The sequence below is a fragment of the Veillonella sp. T14073-2 genome, assembly GCF_002959875.1.
Taxonomy (GTDB): domain Bacteria; phylum Bacillota; class Negativicutes; order Veillonellales; family Veillonellaceae; genus Veillonella; species Veillonella infantium.
In genome coordinates this window covers 141,451-158,361 of sequence record NZ_PPDC01000001.1, presented here as the reverse complement: position 1 = coordinate 158,361, position 16,911 = coordinate 141,451, and the positions used below count along the sequence as shown (strand labels likewise).

14 protein-coding genes and 5 tRNA genes are annotated in these 16,911 nt (G+C 40.3%); 18 read left to right on the top strand and 1 reads right to left on the bottom strand.

The features are described 5' to 3' along the window. The first annotated feature begins 3 nt into the window (after nucleotides 1-3). Nucleotides 4-1,860 (top strand): LPO_1073/Vpar_1526 family protein, encoded by a 1,857-nt coding sequence (locus tag VCHSUH04_RS00855; RefSeq protein WP_105084937.1) that lies wholly within the window; start codon nucleotides 4-6, stop codon nucleotides 1,858-1,860. Between the two features lie 291 nt (nucleotides 1,861-2,151). Further along, nucleotides 2,152-2,616 carry an IS200/IS605 family transposase gene (gene tnpA / locus VCHSUH04_RS00850; protein WP_105085059.1) on the top strand — a complete coding sequence of 155 codons (465 nt, stop codon included), beginning with the start codon at nucleotides 2,152-2,154 and terminating at the stop codon, nucleotides 2,614-2,616. Nucleotides 2,617-2,800: 184 nt separating this feature from the next. Here the strand turns inward: tnpA and VCHSUH04_RS00845 are convergent, their stop codons facing one another. Then, nucleotides 2,801-3,526: a Crp/Fnr family transcriptional regulator gene (locus VCHSUH04_RS00845; RefSeq protein ID WP_105084936.1), complete on the bottom strand. Its 726-nt coding sequence runs from the start codon at nucleotides 3,524-3,526 to the stop codon at nucleotides 2,801-2,803. 274 nt (nucleotides 3,527-3,800) lie between these two features. Here VCHSUH04_RS00845 and hcp point away from each other — a divergent pair, with 274 nt between their 5' ends. From hcp to tuf, 16 genes are all read left to right on the top strand, one after another. Continuing rightward, nucleotides 3,801-5,366 (top strand): hydroxylamine reductase, encoded by a 1,566-nt coding sequence (gene hcp, locus VCHSUH04_RS00840; protein ID WP_105084935.1) that lies wholly within the window; start codon nucleotides 3,801-3,803, stop codon nucleotides 5,364-5,366. Between the two features lie 292 nt (nucleotides 5,367-5,658). After that, entirely contained in the window at nucleotides 5,659-6,321 is a 663-nt protein-coding gene (gene sdaAB / locus VCHSUH04_RS00835) for an L-serine ammonia-lyase, iron-sulfur-dependent subunit beta (RefSeq protein ID WP_005385446.1), read from the top strand. 11 nt (nucleotides 6,322-6,332) lie between these two features. Next, nucleotides 6,333-7,205, top strand: coding sequence for an L-serine ammonia-lyase, iron-sulfur-dependent, subunit alpha (sdaAA, locus tag VCHSUH04_RS00830; protein ID WP_105085058.1), 873 nt, complete (start codon nucleotides 6,333-6,335; stop codon nucleotides 7,203-7,205). A 68-nt stretch (nucleotides 7,206-7,273) separates the two neighbouring features. Next, nucleotides 7,274-8,692 (top strand): CCA tRNA nucleotidyltransferase, encoded by a 1,419-nt coding sequence (locus VCHSUH04_RS00825; RefSeq protein WP_060924356.1) that lies wholly within the window; start codon nucleotides 7,274-7,276, stop codon nucleotides 8,690-8,692. Then, on the top strand, nucleotides 8,692-10,659 hold the full coding sequence (locus VCHSUH04_RS00820) for a penicillin-binding transpeptidase domain-containing protein (RefSeq protein WP_173015035.1): 1,968 nt from the start codon (nucleotides 8,692-8,694) through the stop codon (nucleotides 10,657-10,659). The genes VCHSUH04_RS00825 and VCHSUH04_RS00820 overlap by 1 nt, the downstream gene beginning before the upstream one ends. A 118-nt stretch (nucleotides 10,660-10,777) precedes the next feature. Next, the gene (locus VCHSUH04_RS00815; protein ID WP_060924355.1) at nucleotides 10,778-11,605 is read left to right on the top strand and encodes a bifunctional 5,10-methylenetetrahydrofolate dehydrogenase/5,10-methenyltetrahydrofolate cyclohydrolase; all 828 of its coding nucleotides are present in this window, start codon (nucleotides 10,778-10,780) and stop codon (nucleotides 11,603-11,605) included. Next, nucleotides 11,598-11,939, top strand: a complete 342-nt coding sequence (gene hypA / locus VCHSUH04_RS00810) for a hydrogenase maturation nickel metallochaperone HypA (RefSeq protein WP_005385455.1) — start codon at nucleotides 11,598-11,600, stop codon at nucleotides 11,937-11,939. Before VCHSUH04_RS00815 ends, hypA begins: the two co-directional genes overlap by 8 nt. Before the next feature lie 14 nt (nucleotides 11,940-11,953). Continuing rightward, nucleotides 11,954-12,607, top strand: a complete 654-nt coding sequence (gene hypB / locus VCHSUH04_RS00805; RefSeq protein WP_005385456.1) for a hydrogenase nickel incorporation protein HypB — start codon at nucleotides 11,954-11,956, stop codon at nucleotides 12,605-12,607. Then, the gene (locus VCHSUH04_RS00800; RefSeq protein WP_105084933.1) at nucleotides 12,604-14,019 is read left to right on the top strand and encodes a hypothetical protein; all 1,416 of its coding nucleotides are present in this window, start codon (nucleotides 12,604-12,606) and stop codon (nucleotides 14,017-14,019) included. The genes hypB and VCHSUH04_RS00800 overlap by 4 nt, the downstream gene beginning before the upstream one ends. A gap of 28 nt (nucleotides 14,020-14,047) precedes the next feature. After that, complete coding sequence (brxF, locus tag VCHSUH04_RS00795) at nucleotides 14,048-14,512, top strand: BREX-3 system P-loop-containing protein BrxF (RefSeq protein WP_005379848.1); 465 nt, start codon at nucleotides 14,048-14,050, stop codon at nucleotides 14,510-14,512. Between the two features lie 354 nt (nucleotides 14,513-14,866). Beyond that, a tRNA-Thr gene (locus tag VCHSUH04_RS00790) sits at nucleotides 14,867-14,942 on the top strand. 9 nt (nucleotides 14,943-14,951) lie between these two features. Then, nucleotides 14,952-15,036: transfer RNA gene (locus VCHSUH04_RS00785), tRNA-Tyr, on the top strand. A gap of 5 nt (nucleotides 15,037-15,041) precedes the next feature. Continuing rightward, nucleotides 15,042-15,117 (top strand) — tRNA-Met (locus tag VCHSUH04_RS00780). 32 nt (nucleotides 15,118-15,149) lie between these two features. Further along, a tRNA-Thr gene (locus VCHSUH04_RS00775) sits at nucleotides 15,150-15,225 on the top strand. A 5-nt stretch (nucleotides 15,226-15,230) separates the two neighbouring features. Beyond that, a tRNA-Met gene (locus tag VCHSUH04_RS00770) sits at nucleotides 15,231-15,307 on the top strand. Between the two features lie 241 nt (nucleotides 15,308-15,548). Then, complete coding sequence (tuf, locus tag VCHSUH04_RS00765) at nucleotides 15,549-16,736, top strand: elongation factor Tu (protein ID WP_105084932.1); 1,188 nt, start codon at nucleotides 15,549-15,551, stop codon at nucleotides 16,734-16,736. Nucleotides 16,737-16,911 lie beyond the last annotated feature (175 nt).

Sequence of the window (16,911 nt, the reverse complement as noted above, 5' to 3'; positions counted from 1 at the left end):
AGTATGTCAAACGTAATACCATATTTTGTATTAGCTGTTGTGGCGCTTGGATTTTTTGCCATTTGTTACGCCGTTTTTAATCGTAATGATAGTGAAAGCCAAACTAAACATGAGCATCGTGATAATTCTGTTACTAAGTCTGATGGTGAACATCATAGAGAAAAGTCCGTTAATGAATCTAGGGTAGGCGATGTAACTGTTACACATGAAGGTGGAACCAATGTGTATACGGCCTCTGTGTTAGAGGATAATGAAGATTATAATGCTTCTGAATCTATGGTAACTCATGAAGATACATCTTATAACCGACGAGATGGTAATCAATTACATGTGGAAAACTCTGGAACAGGATATTCCTTGGCCTTAGGTCATCATGCAGGTGAGACTGAGGCTAAATCAAGTCAAGCTGGCTTAAAAGGACAAGAACCTATTCAAGCTACATCTGTTTCTGCTGAATCTATTCCGCATGAATCTGTTCAAGAGAATTCTGATTCTCTAGAGAATACAGAATCTAATAGAATAGAACATAGTATGGATGAAACTATTGTAATGCCTGCAGTTTCTGATGTGGGACTCTCCAATGGTGAGCATCATGCCACTCCATTGATGGATAAGACTATTGTTCTTGATGCTGTTACAGATGAATTTCGCAATCGAGCTAATTCTGTAGAGGATACGATTGCCATGGGCGAATCTGTAGAGGCTCTTGAAGCTGATGAAGCAGAAAATATTGAGGCAACACAAATGATTGGTGGTGTCGATGAGATTAAAACAGCAGAAGGCCCATCTGTATTGGATGAAACGCGCTTATTTGATGCTTCCGAAATAGAAGCTCAATTGGCAGCTGCTAGTATGGTTGAAGAAGAGGTACCAACAGGGCAATGGGCTAAAGCGGCACATGAAGATAAATGTATTGAATTGGCAATGGCGCCATTTGTTCATGCCTTCGGCGTGTTGCATGGAGATACACAACATTATGTGGAATCCATTACAAGAGATGCATTAGCAGCTCTTAATATTACAAAGTTAGCTGAAGTCAACGCACTTCTTGATAATATTGTTATTCAAGAAGCCTTGATGAGTATGCAAAAGGCCTATGCTGCTACGAATACAGAGTGGATGAAATCCGCCGCCTTAGGTGCGTTCTTAGATGTGGTGCAATCACCTAAGTCTAGCACTCCGTACCTTGTAGCCTTTGATGCGTTACGTGTATTGCCACATTTGACATTAGGTCATTTCCAAGTCATGGCATTGACCCTATTGCTACAATATTCTAGAAACTCTAATAACTATGGATTAATTCACTTCCAACATTATGTAGAAAAATATATTGAGCCATTCATTTCTGATTTGCCTCAAAACAATTCTTTCTACCGTCAGCTAGACTATTTACGCTGTACACAAGAGGAACGTGAACCGATTACATTAGCTCAAGTATTATCCAATTCTTATCCATTCGTGTTCAACTATCGTGGTTTCTCCAAGGAGGAACTCTTCCGTGCTACCGATGGTCATGGTGTGGATCCGCGCTATGTAGTGCGTAGCTTGAACTCCAATCTATATAAATTGGCTTTGGTTGATGAGTCTTTAGCACCACGATTCTTTAGACAAACACGCATTTCCGATTCTATGGTACAACGAGATCTCATCGCTCTTATGAAGAGTAAACCGACTGCTTTCAGAGGTCAAGAAGCACGTGATATTATGGATGATATTTCTCCAGTTCTCTTAGATTTAGCAGATGTATTTGATCATACGCCTATGTCTAAAATCAGTTTAACATTACTTGGCCTATATTTAGGTCGTGCTCATGTGAAAGCTACGATTGGTGAAGAATTCGATTTATCTCATTGGTTCTAATGTGTAAAATTAATTGCTAAGAACTAATACTAAAGAATTAATACTAAAGAATTAATACTAAAGAATTAATACTAAAGAATTAATACTAAAGAAATAATAACTGTATACTAAAAGGTCTCCCTAGATTATATAGGGAGACCTTTTTACGTTTGTACGCCGAATAGGCATGACTAAACCCCCAGTTAAACTGGGGGTCGGTAAAAATTCTTAGAGAAAAGGAAAGAACCTCCTAGTGATAAAATGAAGTTGGTCTGGCAACCACAACATTTTAATATAGGAGGTTCAATGTCAATGAATGACGTAAAAAGCTTATCACATAGTAAATGGAGATGTAAATATCATATTGTTTTTGCTCCAAAGTATAGAAGGCAAATAATTTATGGTCGGATAAAAGCTGATGTAGGTAAAATTTTAAGAGATCTATGTAAGAGAAAAAATGTAGAGATAATAGAAGCGGAATGCTGCCCAGATCATATTCATATGGTAGTAACAATACCACCACATTTAAGCATATCGAGTTTTATGGGATATTTAAAAAGTAAAAGTAGCCTCATGATATTCGATAAACACGCAAATTTAAAATATAAGTATGGAAATAGACATTTCTGGTGTAGAGGATATTATGTGGATACGGTAGGACGATATGAAGGAGCGATAAAAGAGTATATTCGCAATCAATTACAAGAAGATATAGCGCAAGATACATTAAACTTTAAAGAGTATACTGACCCGTTTACGGGTGAGCCAGTAAAATAGGCAAAATAAAAGCCCCCGAGTAGGGGGCAGCCAGTGGTAATAGAGTGGTTGTCAGATCATTCAATGCCCTCTTTAGAGGGCCACCACTAGAGAAAGACCCTTATAGGGTCAGAGCAAACCACCCGTTCTACGGGTGGTTATGATTATTGTATATTATTAGTTTTATTATAGGTTAAAAGATATGCTAGAAGCTATTAAAACCGAATTCTTCGATTCCTTCCACGTCTTTTAGTATTACTGTACGGCCTGTAATATCGATAATGCCTTCATCTCTTAGGCGCCCGAGTTCGCGGCTAAGTGCTGTGCGAGATACATTGAGTACTTCTGCCATTTGCTCACGGTTATGTGGCAAATGGATTGTTGTAGACTGCTGACGTTTATAAATGTCTGTTAAGTACGCGAAAATCTTCTCGCGCATACCTTTCAAGGTAAGATAATGAACCTTTCTTGTAAGGAGAATAGCTTTTTCAGATAAGTCCTCTAATAGGTTAGATAAGATTTTAGTTTGGCATTGTTGGCAATCTGGCAATGTATCAATAAATGTTTCGAGCGGAATGAACATAATTTTTGTAGCCTTCGTAGCCTTAATAGTAGCAGGCCATAGAGGTTGCTTACTAAATAGTAATGCTTCACCAAAAATATCAGATTGTTCAAGATTCGCCATAATAACGCGTTGGCCCATTACATTTTCTCGAGTCAGTAAAGCGCTACCTTCGAGAATAACGCCAATGCCTTCCATAGGATCCCCAGAGAGGGCGATGAAGTCATTTTTCTTATAGCTATGAACAATAACCTTTGCATTATGTAAATAGCCTTTTAATTCAGGCTCACCTAATTTATTGAATAGAGGACAGTGTATAAGAGTGGGCAGATATTGGTTGATAATATCGTTTGAAAGTATTTGCTTCATGAGCACCTCCGGTGTGACGAAGTCTATAGTAAATTTAAATGATTATTGTATAATAATAGTATAAGGTCAAATGACCTACCTGTTCCACAAGGGGAGTCAGGTAAAAATTTTGAAAAAGTTTTTTATTTGTTGCTCAAGCTACAGAAATTGTATCATCTTTACGTTATACTTTCAAATGTAATCAATCAGACACCTGATAATTCATCAGTGTAATGTATAGGTTTTATATTATCTAGCTTGAATGCGAGGAAGTCTCGCAAAGGAGGATTTTTAAATGAGCATGTTCTGTTATCAATGCGAACAATCTGCAGCACCAGGCGGCTGTACTGTACAAGGTGTATGTGGTAAAACTGCACCAGTTGCTAACTTACAAGACGAATTAACTGCTGCTTTAGTTGGTTTAGCACGCGCTTTAGACGTAAAAGGCCAAACTAAAGAAGGCGTTGACTATTTAATGCGTGGTTTGTTCATGTGTGTAACAAACGTAAACTTCTCTGAAGACCGCGTTCAAGAATTCATCGACGAAGTAAACGCTTATCATGCAAAAATCGATAGCGCAGCTCAAAACTTCGATTGGGAACAATTGTGGAAAGGTGAAGAAGATATCGTATCCCTTCGTTCCACATTATTGTTAGGTATGCGTGGTATGGCTGCTTATGCATGGCATGCTGCACGCCTTGGTTTCCATGATCCTGAAGTTGATGCTTGGTTCATCAAAGGCATGGTAGAATTCGCTAAAGACCACAGTGCTGAAGAATGGTTGAACTTGTTGATGGAATTCGGTCAAATCAACTTGAAATGCATGGCTATTCTTGATAAAGCTAACACTGAAACATATGGTACTCCAGTACCAACTACAGTACCTTTGACTGTAGAACCAGGTCCTTTCATCGTTGTAACTGGTCATGACCTTCACGACTTGAATCAATTGTTGGAACAAACTGATGGTAAAGGTGTAAACATCTATACTCATGGTGAAATGTTACCTTGCCACGCTTACCCTGAATTGAAAAAACATTCTCAATTGAAAGGTAACTTCGGTACTGCATGGCAAAACCAACAAAAAGAATTCGTTGACGTTCCTGGCGCATTCTTGTTCACTACAAACTGCATTATGCCACCAAAAGAAAACTACAGAGCTAATATCTTCACTACAGATATGGTAGGTTTCGACGGCTGTGCACACGTAGAAGAAAAAGCTGATGGCACTAAAGACTTCTCCGCTGTTATTGAACGCGCAATCGAATTGGGCGGCTACAAAGAAGCTCAAGAATTCACTGGCATCAACGGTGGTCACGAAGTAACTACTGGTTTCGGTCATGGTACAGTATTGGGTATTGCTGATAAAGTAATCGACGCTGTAAAAGCTGGCGCAATCAAACACTTCTTCTTAGTTGGTGGTTGTGACGGTGCTAAAGTAGGCCGTAACTACTACACAGAATTCGTAAAACAAACTCCAGATGATACTGTAGTATTGACATTGGCTTGTGGTAAATTCCGCTTCAACGACCTTAACATCGGTGAAATCGGTGGTATCCCTCGTATCCTTGATATGGGTCAATGTAACGATGCTTACTCCGCTATTCAAGTAGCAGTAGCTTTGGCTGGTGCATTTGAATGTGACGTAAATGACTTGCCATTAACATTGGTATTGTCCTGGTACGAACAAAAAGCAGTATGTATCTTGTTAACATTGTTGGCATTGGGTATCCGCAACATCTACATCGGACCTTCCTTGCCTAAATTCTTCTCCAGCAATGTATTGAACATTTTGGTAGAAAAATTCCAATTACATCCAATTACAACTCCAGAAGCTGACATGAAAGCTATCTTGGGCTAATAGGATCCATTAACTTATTAACTACAGGCCTACTTCCCCTCTCTTTTATGATTTAGGACTGTTGTTATAAATAACGCACCTTAGGTTCGCCTAAGGTGCGTTTTTTACTATTTTGTGAAAGCTATCTGTTAGTGGCTGTATATTGATGGGGCCCAGTTTCGTATCTACAACTTAGTCCTCCGTATGTGTACAAAAATACTGCTAATGTGCATATAGACATTGATCAATATCGATTGTTATACTATAGGTAAAGTAAGATTTTCACATTGTTTATGTGTATATAGAGGCGTGTATGAATAGTATTTTTGATATTATAGGGCCTGTCATGATTGGCCCGTCTAGTTCGCATACAGCTGGTGCTGCGCGGCTAGGTAAGATGGCGCGGTGCATTTTCCGTTCCACACCTAAAAAGGTAGATTTAACCTTATATGGCTCTTTTGCTAAGACTTATAAAGGCCATGGTACAGATCGTGCTTTAATTGGTGGTTTATTGGGTTTTAAAGAGGATGATACGAATATTCGTGTTGCTCATAAATTAGCTGAAAAAGAGGGCATGGAGTATAACTTTATCGAGTCTCCTCTTGATGTAGGTCATCCTAATGTAGTTCGTTTTGATATGTACGATGAACATAATCGTCATATGACTGTGATTGGTCGATCTCTTGGGGGCGGTCAAATTATGATTACTGAAGTAGATGGCAATGATATGTCTATTACTGGCGATGAGTTTACTCTTGTTGTATTCCATGAAGATAGACCTGGCGCTATCTCTTTGGTGAGCCAAGCATTGAGTGAGTCCGATATTAATATCGCTACTATGCGTGTGTTTCGGAAGGGTAAGCACAAGGATGCAGTGATGGTCATTACTACCGATACAGTAGTAAATCCTATTACCGTTCAGTTTATGCGCGAGTGTCCAGGCATTCAAGATGTGATGACCTTTGAAGCGTTATAGGAGGGCGAATGATGAGTTATGCATACGATACAATTGCAGATATTATTCGCTTAGCTGAGGAAAATAACATTTCCTTTGGTGAAGTAGTACTGCGTTATGAATTAGAAAATTATGACCGCAGTGAAGAAGCGGTTATTCGTGAAATAGAGCATCGTTTAGACATCTTTGAAGGTTCTATTCAAGATGGTATAGACTATGCAGAAAAAACAGCGTCTGGTATGTCCGGCGGTCAGGCGGCACAGCTTAATGGCCAAGCACCAAGATTTATGAGTGATATTGCGTACAAGGCTATGACCTATGCTATTGCTGTTAATGAAGCAAATGCAAAGATGTTCCGCATTGTTGCGTGCCCTACAGCTGGATCTTGTGGTGTTATGCCTGGCGCGGTGAAAGCAGTAGCGGACCATTACAAGCTAGATAGAGCAACTATGGTAAAGGGCTTCTTGGCTGCCTCTGGCATTGGCAATGTCGTAGCGAATCGCGCTTGTGTGGCCGGTGCCGTTGGCGGATGCCAAGCAGAAATTGGTACGGCCGCTTGTATGGCTGCCGGTGCTATTGTAGAAATGATGGGTGGTACGCCTCGTCAAGTAGGACATGCTATCGCATTGTGCATGAAAAACTTATTGGGCCTTGCCTGTGATCCAGTAGCAGGGCTTGTAGAGGTACCGTGCGTTAAACGTAATGGTTTCTATGCAGTTCATGCCATTACTGCATCTGAATTGGCTTTGATGAATATTGAAAGTCAAATTCCACCAGATGAAGTTATTGAAGCAATGAATAATATCGGTCGCGCTATGCCAGCAGCATTGCGTGAAACAAGTGATGGCGGCCTTGCGGTAACACCGACGGGTACAGCTATTGCAGAACGAGTGCAATCCTTATAGGATTGCACTTTTTTCATGCTTTCATTTGTAGTAAAATAAAGGTTAGACTAGTTCAGAAAGGAGTGTGCATGATGGAACAAGCCAATCGAATATTGACTGTATTAGAAGAAGCAGGTTATGAAGCCTATATCATTGGCGGAGCAGTGCGTGATATTTTGATGCATCAAAAGCCTCATGACTTTGATATTGTGACGTCTGCACGCCCTGATACGGTAATTGAAGTCCTACGCGGTCAAGATATTCAAACGACAGACTTAGTAGGAAAATCCTTTGGTGTAGTAGTAGCTACACTAGAAGGAAAGCAATATGAAATTGCAACGTATCGCACTGAACGATATGGAGCGGATAGTCATCGACCAGAAGAAGTCGCTTATGCCGATACCTTGGAGGAAGACGTGTTGCGTCGCGACTTTACGGTCAATGGCATGGCGATGAATCGTTTTGGTGAGGTCATAGACCTAGTAGGTGGACGTCGAGATATCAAGCATAAGACATTGCGAACCATTGGCAATGCACAGCAACGCTTTGAAGAAGACGCATTGCGATTATTTAGAGCATGCCGCTTTGTGGCAAAGCTAGATTTCTTACCTACCGAAGACTTATTAGAAGCTATGCCAAAGGCATTTTATCGTGTGCCTGGGTTATCTCTTGAGAGAGTCCGTAGTGAACTGGACCGACTCATGTTAGAGCCCGCTGTGGCTAAGGGCCTTGATGTATTAGTACAATCTCGCTTGGCCGAGTGCTCTTGTCGCGTTGTAGAAAATGGCATCGCTCGTGAAGTGCCTATTTTACCAGAGCTATACCATCTTGTGAATTTACCACAAGAAAAAGACTTTCACGAATTTGATGGTTGGTATCATACATTAGCCGTTGTATCTCATACAGAACCAGATTTAATATTGCGTTGGGGTGCACTGTTACACGATGTAGCAAAGGGGATGCCGGCGGTACGAGCTGTTATTAACGGACGTTTGACGGATCGTGGCCATGATACATTAGGTGCTGAAATGACAGAAACCTTGCTTACTCGTTTAGGTTACCCTAAGGCTTTTGTGCGCCGTGTAGCTTGGATTGTAAAAAATCATATGCGCTTTCACTATTTTGTACAAAATGGGGAAGCTAATGAGAAGAAGTGGATCCGTAAAGAGGCTCGCAGCGGTGAGTTTCGAGATAGTCAAATTATGCGAATTGCATGGGAACAATTATCTAAGGTTTGTGCTGCCGATGTGTTAGGCTGTGGGAAGCCTTATGCATCGACTGATGGTACCTTAGCCTTTGGTGAATGTATGGCAGATCTTAGCCTAGAGATGCCTATCCATACAAAGGATTTAAATTATGACGAACGAGTTATTAAGCTTGCAGGGAAAAAAGTGGGGGAAGGATTGCAGTATTTATTAGGTCAGGTACAAAATGGGGTGATTCCCAATGAACCAGATGCATTATATGATGCATTAGACCATAAGTTACGCCGTCCAGTGGAGAAATGATGAAGTTATTAAATAAAGCGTTATTACGCATGAGTGATTGGAGTCGCACTACGTGGTGCCTTGCCATACTCATGACCGTTGCCTTCGTCCTTATCGGACGTTTAGCACAGTTACAGGTCTTTGATACCTTTGACCTAGAGAAGAAAAACTTATTACAAGTTCAAGTAGATAGAAAATTACAATCGCCGCGCGGTACAATCTATGACCGTAATGGCAAGCCTTTGGCGATGAGTGTAGTTACAAAATCTTTATATGCGGATCCGAAGATGATTAAACAGTCTCCTCAAGAGATTGCGGATCTCATCTCACCGTATGTAACGATGTCAAAAGAGAATATTGTGAAAGCTTTGCAAGAGGATACCGCCTTTGTCTGGTTGAATCGTATGATGGATGCAGACAAATCAAAAGCGGTACAACAAGTTATTAAGGATAATAATATTGCAGGCCTCAATTTCGTTGAAGAATCTAAGCGCTATTATCCAAATGGTGTCTTAGCGGCACAAGTATTAGGCTTTGTCGGCACTGATGATAAAGGTCTTGATGGTCTAGAAATGGTTCTTGATGACGAATTAAAGGGGGGCGTACAACAAGAAATTGTAGCTACTGATAATAAAGGGAATGCCATCTTTGGTTCCGTATTATCTAAATTTTTACCAGATAAGGGTAAAAGCGTAACCTTAACCATCGATGCAACAATTCAATTTATTGCAGAACGCGCTCTTGATAAGGCGATGGTTGATACAGGAGCTAAGCATGCCAGCGTTATCGTTATGGATCCAAAGAACGGTGAAATATTAGCGATGGCCAATCGTCCAAGTTATGATCCTAATAACTACAACCAAAGTGGTGAAGAGGCTTTCAAAAATATTGCGGTTACCAATTTATATGAACCAGGCTCTACATTCAAACCTATCATTGCATCTGCAGCTCTTGCAGCAGGCAAATGGAAGTTAGACACTGTGTATAACGATAAAGGGGCCTTCGCTGCCAATGGACATATCATTAGAAACTGGAATGGTGAGGGATATGGTCCTGTTCGTTTGCTAGATATTTTGAAGTACTCTATTAATACTGGTATGGCTGAAATTGGTACATTAACAGGTGCAGATATTCTCTCGAAATATATACGTGATTATGGCTTTGGCTCTGAAACAGGTATTGAATTGCCTGGTGAAGGAGCAGGTATTTTGTATAATCCAGAGGATATGAGTAAGCTAGACGTTGCGACTATGTCCATCGGTCAAGGTATTGCGGTTACACCATTACAAATGGTTCGCGCCTTTGGTGCACTTTCTAATGGTGGGGCTATGATGAAACCACATATCATCAAGTCTTATAGTAACTCTCAAGGCGATGTTACAAGTACGACTGAAACATCTGTTGTGGGACAACCAGTTCCGGCGGAAACCGCTAAAACCATTGTAGATATTCTAGAAAAAGAAGTATCCGAAGGTGGCGGTACAAAAGCGATGGTAGAAGGTTATCACTTCGGCGGTAAAACTGGTACGGCGCAAAAACTAGATACCAAACATGGCGGTTATCTCGACGGACAATACATTGCGTCCTTTATTGGCTTTGGCCCTGTAGAGGATCCAAAATTTGTAGTTCTTGTCGTTATTGATGACCCACAAAAGGGTTCTTATTATGGTAGTCAAATTGTAGCCCCTGTATTTAAGGACATCGTATCTCAACTTGTACGGTATTACCAAATGAGTCCGTATGTTAAAGAAAGTACACCAGTAGCTGTTAAAGCTGCTAATACATTACCTGAACCAAAACCGGGAAGTGATGGTTCTGTTACATTGCCTAACTTTACTGGTTTTACCTATGGTGAAGTGCGTGATTGGTTACATAAGGCGGGACTTGCCTTTAAACCGGATGGAACTGGTACGGCTACATCTCAAGATGAAAGTAGCGGTACAACTGTTCAGGCTGGTACAGCAATTACTGTTCATTTCCGTAGATAAAACGAATTCGGTCATAATTAGAAATTATAGACAGTTCGTTATATAATAGAATAAGAGACTTAGGTGCCTCTCCGGAGGCACCTTATTTTATAGATAGTTTGAATGAATGGAGATACTTATGATCGAATTACGCGGTAAAGCAGTAGCAGACGCTCACAAGGCGATTTTACAAGAAAAAGTTGCAGCAGTTGGCGACTCTGTAATTACTATGGCAGTATTACTCGTTGGTGAAGACCACGGTGCTCATATGTACGCTACATTTATGGAAAAGACAGCCAAGAACTTTGGCTATGGCTTTGTGTTAAAACAATTACCTGAAACGGCTACACAGGATGAAGTAGTTACAGCATTGCAAGAATTAAATAATGATGCGGCTGTTCATGGGATTTTACCGTTAATGCCGATGCCTAAACACATTGATACAGAGGCTCTTATCGATATGCTAGATCCTAAAAAAGATATCGATGGTCTAACTACGTATAATATTGGTCTTGTAACTGCCGGTAAAGGTGGCTTTGCCCCTTGTACTGCCAAGGCGTGCATGGCGATTTTAAACCACTATGATATTCCTGTAGAGGGTAAACATGTGGTAGTAATCGGTCGTAGCCAAGTGATTGGTAAGCCGGTAGCTCTTATGACACTTGGTGCACATGGTACGGTTACAATGTGCCATTCCAGAACCCCTGATTTGGCAGAACAAGTAAAACGTGGCGATATCGTTATTGCTGCAGCGGGTCGTGCTCATATGATTACAGCAGATATGATTAAGCCAGGTGCTGTTGTTATCGATGTAGGCATTAATGAACTAGAAGGTAAGACGGTAGGCGATGTTGATTATGAAGCGGTAAAAGATATTGCGTCTGCAATTACTCCAGTGCCTGGTGGTGTAGGCTCTGTAACGACTACTATGATGCTTGAAGCTGTATATGAGGCATACCATGCATGAGATGTCTATAGCAGAAGGTATACTTGATGTAGCCCTCGATACATTGCGCCAACACGATGCATCTGTGATTCATTCCGTTCAACTCGATTTGGGCCTTATGAGTGGAGTAGAGCCAGATTCTCTCCTATTTTGCTGGGAAGCCGTTACAAAGGGGACTGCAGCAGAAGGTTCGCGTATAGAAATTAATACGATTCCTATTGAAGGAAAGTGCTTGGATTGTGATAAAACATTTCCTGTAGAAAATTATAAGTTTATCTGTCCCTATTGTGACAGTCATTTCGTACAAACCATTGGTGGCCGCGAACTACAAGTGACCTCCATGGATATCGATTGATAGAAAGGTTAGGCATGCAAGTTCAAGTTAAAACTAATGTATTGGCAAAAAATGATGCCATTGCAGAGTCCTTACAACAGTTGTTTAAGGAAAAAAATATTTTTGTATTTAATCTATTAGGTTCTCCAGGGGCTGGTAAAACATCTCTATTGGAGGCAACTTTACATGATTTGAAAAAAGATTACCGCCTTGCTGTTATTGAAGGTGATTTATTTACTGCTAAGGATGCGGAACGGATTCATGAATTAGGCGTTCCTGTTATTCAAATCAATACAGTGGGAGGTTGCCATCTTGATGCACAAATGATTCAAGATGCACTAGGTGATTTAAATCTTGATGAACTCGATATGATCATTATCGAGAATGTAGGTAACCTTGTATGCCCTGCAGAATTTGAGATTGGTGAAAGCATGAAGGTAACTGTATTATCTGTTACTGAAGGTGAAGATAAGCCTCTTAAATACCCATTAATCTTTAAAGAGTCAAAGGCTATTCTCATTAATAAGATAGATTTATTGCCTTATGTACCATTTAAAAAAGACAAGGCAATACAAGATATACGTAATTTGAATCCAACAGGAGAGATTTTTGAAGTAAGTTGCACGGCCCATAATGGGTTAGAGCCATGGTTGACATGGTTGCGTGCGCAATTGGAGAGTAATCGATGAATCATTCTATTAAGAGCCGTATCGTAGCGGCACTTTTAGTTGGCCTATCTGCTACAACGGTAGGGTATGCGGCAGAACCGGCTATTTCGACTGTGAAACAAACTGCGGTGGAATCTACAGAGAATGCAAATGATGTTGCACATACGGATGATAAGACAACTGTAGAAGCAGCGGGAACTGATGCGGCTGAGTCTGTTGCGTATATAGATAATGCACCGATTAAAGCTGTTAAAATCGATACAAAGACAAAAAAGGAAAGCACTAAAACAGGATGGCTAGCTGAACAAATGGCAGTTACCGAGTTTGGTGATTCCATACAGTTTTGGCAAGCAGCTAGCGAAAATGAAGGTCCATTGCCTAGCGTAACGCAAAATAACTTGGCTGATATTGGTAAGTCTTATACGGCTAATAATTTGCCAGCTTTAGGGTCTGAAGATGATTATGCTATTGATGGGTATCGCTTAGGAGATCAGTTTGTAGCGCCTAAAGATGTAGAAAAAACAGTGGTTCGTGATAACTTTACGACGTACTATATGAAAGACTTGGAGGTGACCGTTTATACGGGACCTGCTCAAGAGCGTTTAGTAAATAATCAATTGCGCGGTCAAGGTGCTACTTATTTCTTTGAACCGAATACTATTACTAATATTCATAGTACGAAAAAAGGCGTCCACACTGTACGCGATATTGGTGTTGGTAGCACGCGCATGGAATTGGTATTTGCCTATGGTAGCCCTATTGCGATGTGGCGTGATTTGAAAAATGAAAGTTATATCTTCCTATATGAAGGTCATTCCGAAAATTCATGGTCTCGAAAAAAGGAATTTAATAGCTCGATAGAGAATACAAATAATAATAGCCAACAACAATCTATGCTAGGACAACAGAAAGAATATATTGCTTTCACCATCAAACAAAGCAATGTAGAGGCTGTTGATATGATTAGTGGTCAAGTATGGCCAAGATTTGGATTGCCTAAAGCTCCAGTATATGATTTTCAAGCAGGTAAATTGACTGCTGATGATTTTGTGTTGCGTGGCTATAAATTAAATGATTATTTTGTTAATGATCCCAATAATGATTGGAAACATCAAGGTATGTTGTTTGGGTCCACATTTATTGGATATAACGAATATGGCGTGAGTGTTGATAAAAAAAATCTCATCAATCGTGTTCTATTAAATATTTACACGCCTACTCGTCGCGGTATTGCGATGGGGGATACTAAATACTTATTGCTCTTTGTATATGGTATGCCTACTCGTATTGTTGAATCTACAACAAATGCGGGCACATCTACTGTATATGAATATAAAAATCCAGCGGCAAGCGACTCATATTTACAGTTTGCCCTAGATGATAAAAACCAATATATCAAATCCGTTATGTTATCTGACCGTCCAGTTAAGTAGGAACGGTTACAGCGAGGAGGCAAGGGATATGGTTACAGTTCAAGATGTAAGAGAACGTTGGGAACAAATTCAAGGTGATGATGAACGTATATTGTTTATCGTTGGTGGTCCTGGTTCTGGTAAAAGTTTATTAATCCGTGAGTTATCTGAGCAAAAAGGGTGGAAGTACTTAGAAGCAAAACAACTTATTGAAGAAGAGTTTTTGTTAGTGCCTCGTGATGAAAGACCACAACTTGCAGAAGAAGTAATTCGTCGTGCATTAAGTCGTAGTGATACAGAAGTGGTTCTTATTGATGGCATCAATGTGTTATTTGCACCAATTTTAAATTTAAATCCTCTTGAACTATTAAAGACTATTAGTAAAACATATCCGATTGTTGTAGGTTGGCGTGGTCATCTTGAAGGTGATCAATTATACTTAGAACACAATAATGATCCAAAACATGCGGTTGTAACAATTACTAAACCTGATCGTGTTATGGTTATTGATTAATAGAGTTATATTGATTGTTGAGGGCATTATATATTGCCATGAGTATGACCGCATATAAAAGGTAGGTGGATATCATGGAACAATATATAATTGCCCTCATTTTGGGTATCTCTTTGGGTACTATCGGATAATAGTGGCTATATTTGCAATTATCTATCTTTATCTATGATTGCCGATGAGGAAAAAATGAAGTTTAAAAAGTTTAGAAAAAATACTTGCATAGGGTATCGTTTCATGTTATTATGATTAAGCACTAAGGGATACCGCAGTGAACGAAAAAAACTTCAAAAAAGTTTTTAAAAAGTTCTTGACACTTAGTGGGACGGATGATAAAATACATCTTGTCGTAATGATGCTGGCGTAGCTCAATTGGTAGAGCAGCTGACTTGTAATCAGCAGGTTGTGGGTTCAATTCCTATCGCCAGCTCCATTTTATTTTGGAGGGATTCCCGAGCGGCCAAAGGGAGCAGACTGTAAATCTGCCGTCTTCGACTTCGAAGGTTCGAATCCTTCTCCCTCCACCATTTATAGCGGGGTGGAGCAGTTGGTAGCTCGTCGGGCTCATAACCCGAAGGTCGCAGGTTCAAGTCCTGTCCCCGCAACCACAAAAATTCACAGTGAAATGATCGTTCATTGTGCTGGTGTAGCTCAGTCGGCAGAGCGTATCCTTGGTAAGGATAAGGTCACCGGTTCAATCCCGGTCACTAGCTCCATACATGGCGGCATAGCTCAGTTGGCTAGAGCAATCGGTTCATACCCGGTGTGTCCGCGGTTCAAATCCGTGTGCCGCCACCATTAAACCTCACATTGGTGAGGATTTTTTATTTCTCCATAAAATATAAATTGAAGCTGATGAGTGTAAGGATTACATTTGTCAGTTTTTTTATTTTAGAAGAATATTTGTATTTTTAGAAGTTTTTCTATATATGGTATAATAATGTATAAGGGAATCTTATATTCCATTGATAAATTAGGGTTAATATATTATATTAATACTAGAATGTAATTTGTTTTTGTGAAGGAGGATACAATCCTAATGGCAAAAGAAAAATTTGAACGTACGAAACCGCATGTTAACATTGGTACAATCGGTCACGTTGACCATGGTAAAACTACTTTGACAGCTGCAATCACTAAAGTATTGGCTGAAAAAGGCCAAGCTGATTTCCAAGATTACAGCATGATCGATAAAGCTCCAGAAGAACGTGAACGCGGTATCACAATCAACACTGCACACGTTGAATACGAAACTGAAAACCGTCACTATGCACACGTTGACTGTCCAGGCCATGCTGACTATGTTAAAAACATGATCACTGGTGCGGCTCAAATGGACGGCGCTATCTTGGTATGTTCCGCAGCTGACGGCCCTATGCCTCAAACTCGCGAACACATCTTGTTGGCTCGCCAAGTTGGTGTTCCTGCAATCGTAGTATTCTTGAACAAAGCTGACATGGTTGACGATGAAGAATTGATCGAATTAGTAGAAATGGAAGTTCGTGAACTTCTTTCCTCCTACGAATTCCCTGGCGACGAAGTACCTATCGTTGTAGGTTCCGCTTTGAAAGCTTTGGAAGGCGACGCTCAATATGTAGCTAAAATCGACGAATTGATGGCAGCTGTAGACTCCTACATCCCAACTCCAGTTCGTGATACTGACAAACCTTTCTTGATGCCTGTGGAAGACGTATTCACAATCACTGGTCGTGGTACAGTAGCAACTGGCCGTGTTGAACGTGGTCAAGTAAACGTAGGCGACACAGTAGAAGTTGTAGGCTTGAAAGAAAAAGCTGAACAATACGTAGTAACTGGTCTTGAAATGTTCCGTAAAACTTTGGATTCTGCAGTAGCAGGTGATAACGTTGGTGCATTGCTTCGTGGTGTAGACCGCAAAGACATCGAACGTGGTCAAGTATTGGCTAAACCAGGTTCCATCAAACCACATACAAAATTCAAAGCAGAAGTATACGTATTGACTAAAGAAGAAGGTGGCCGTCATACTCCATTCTTCTCCAACTACCGTCCACAATTCTACTTCCGTACAACAGACGTAACAGGTGTTGTAAACCTTCCTGAAGGTGTAGAAATGTGTATGCCTGGCGATAACGTAACAATGGATATCGAATTGATCACTCCAATCGCTATCGAAGAAGGTCTTCGTTTCGCGATCCGCGAAGGTGGCCATACAGTAGGCGCTGGCGTTGTAACTGAAATCGAAGGTTAATTCATAATCTTTGTAGTAAATAGGACCCCAATTGGGGTCCTATTTTTGTATTAATTTATATATTGTTTATTGTATTTGTAACCAAAGATACAGAATTATTCTACTAATAGTGCTATTATTACCTCAAGGAGAGCAAAGGCTCTCCTTTTGTGTTTTTATAGAAAAGGAGGTAATG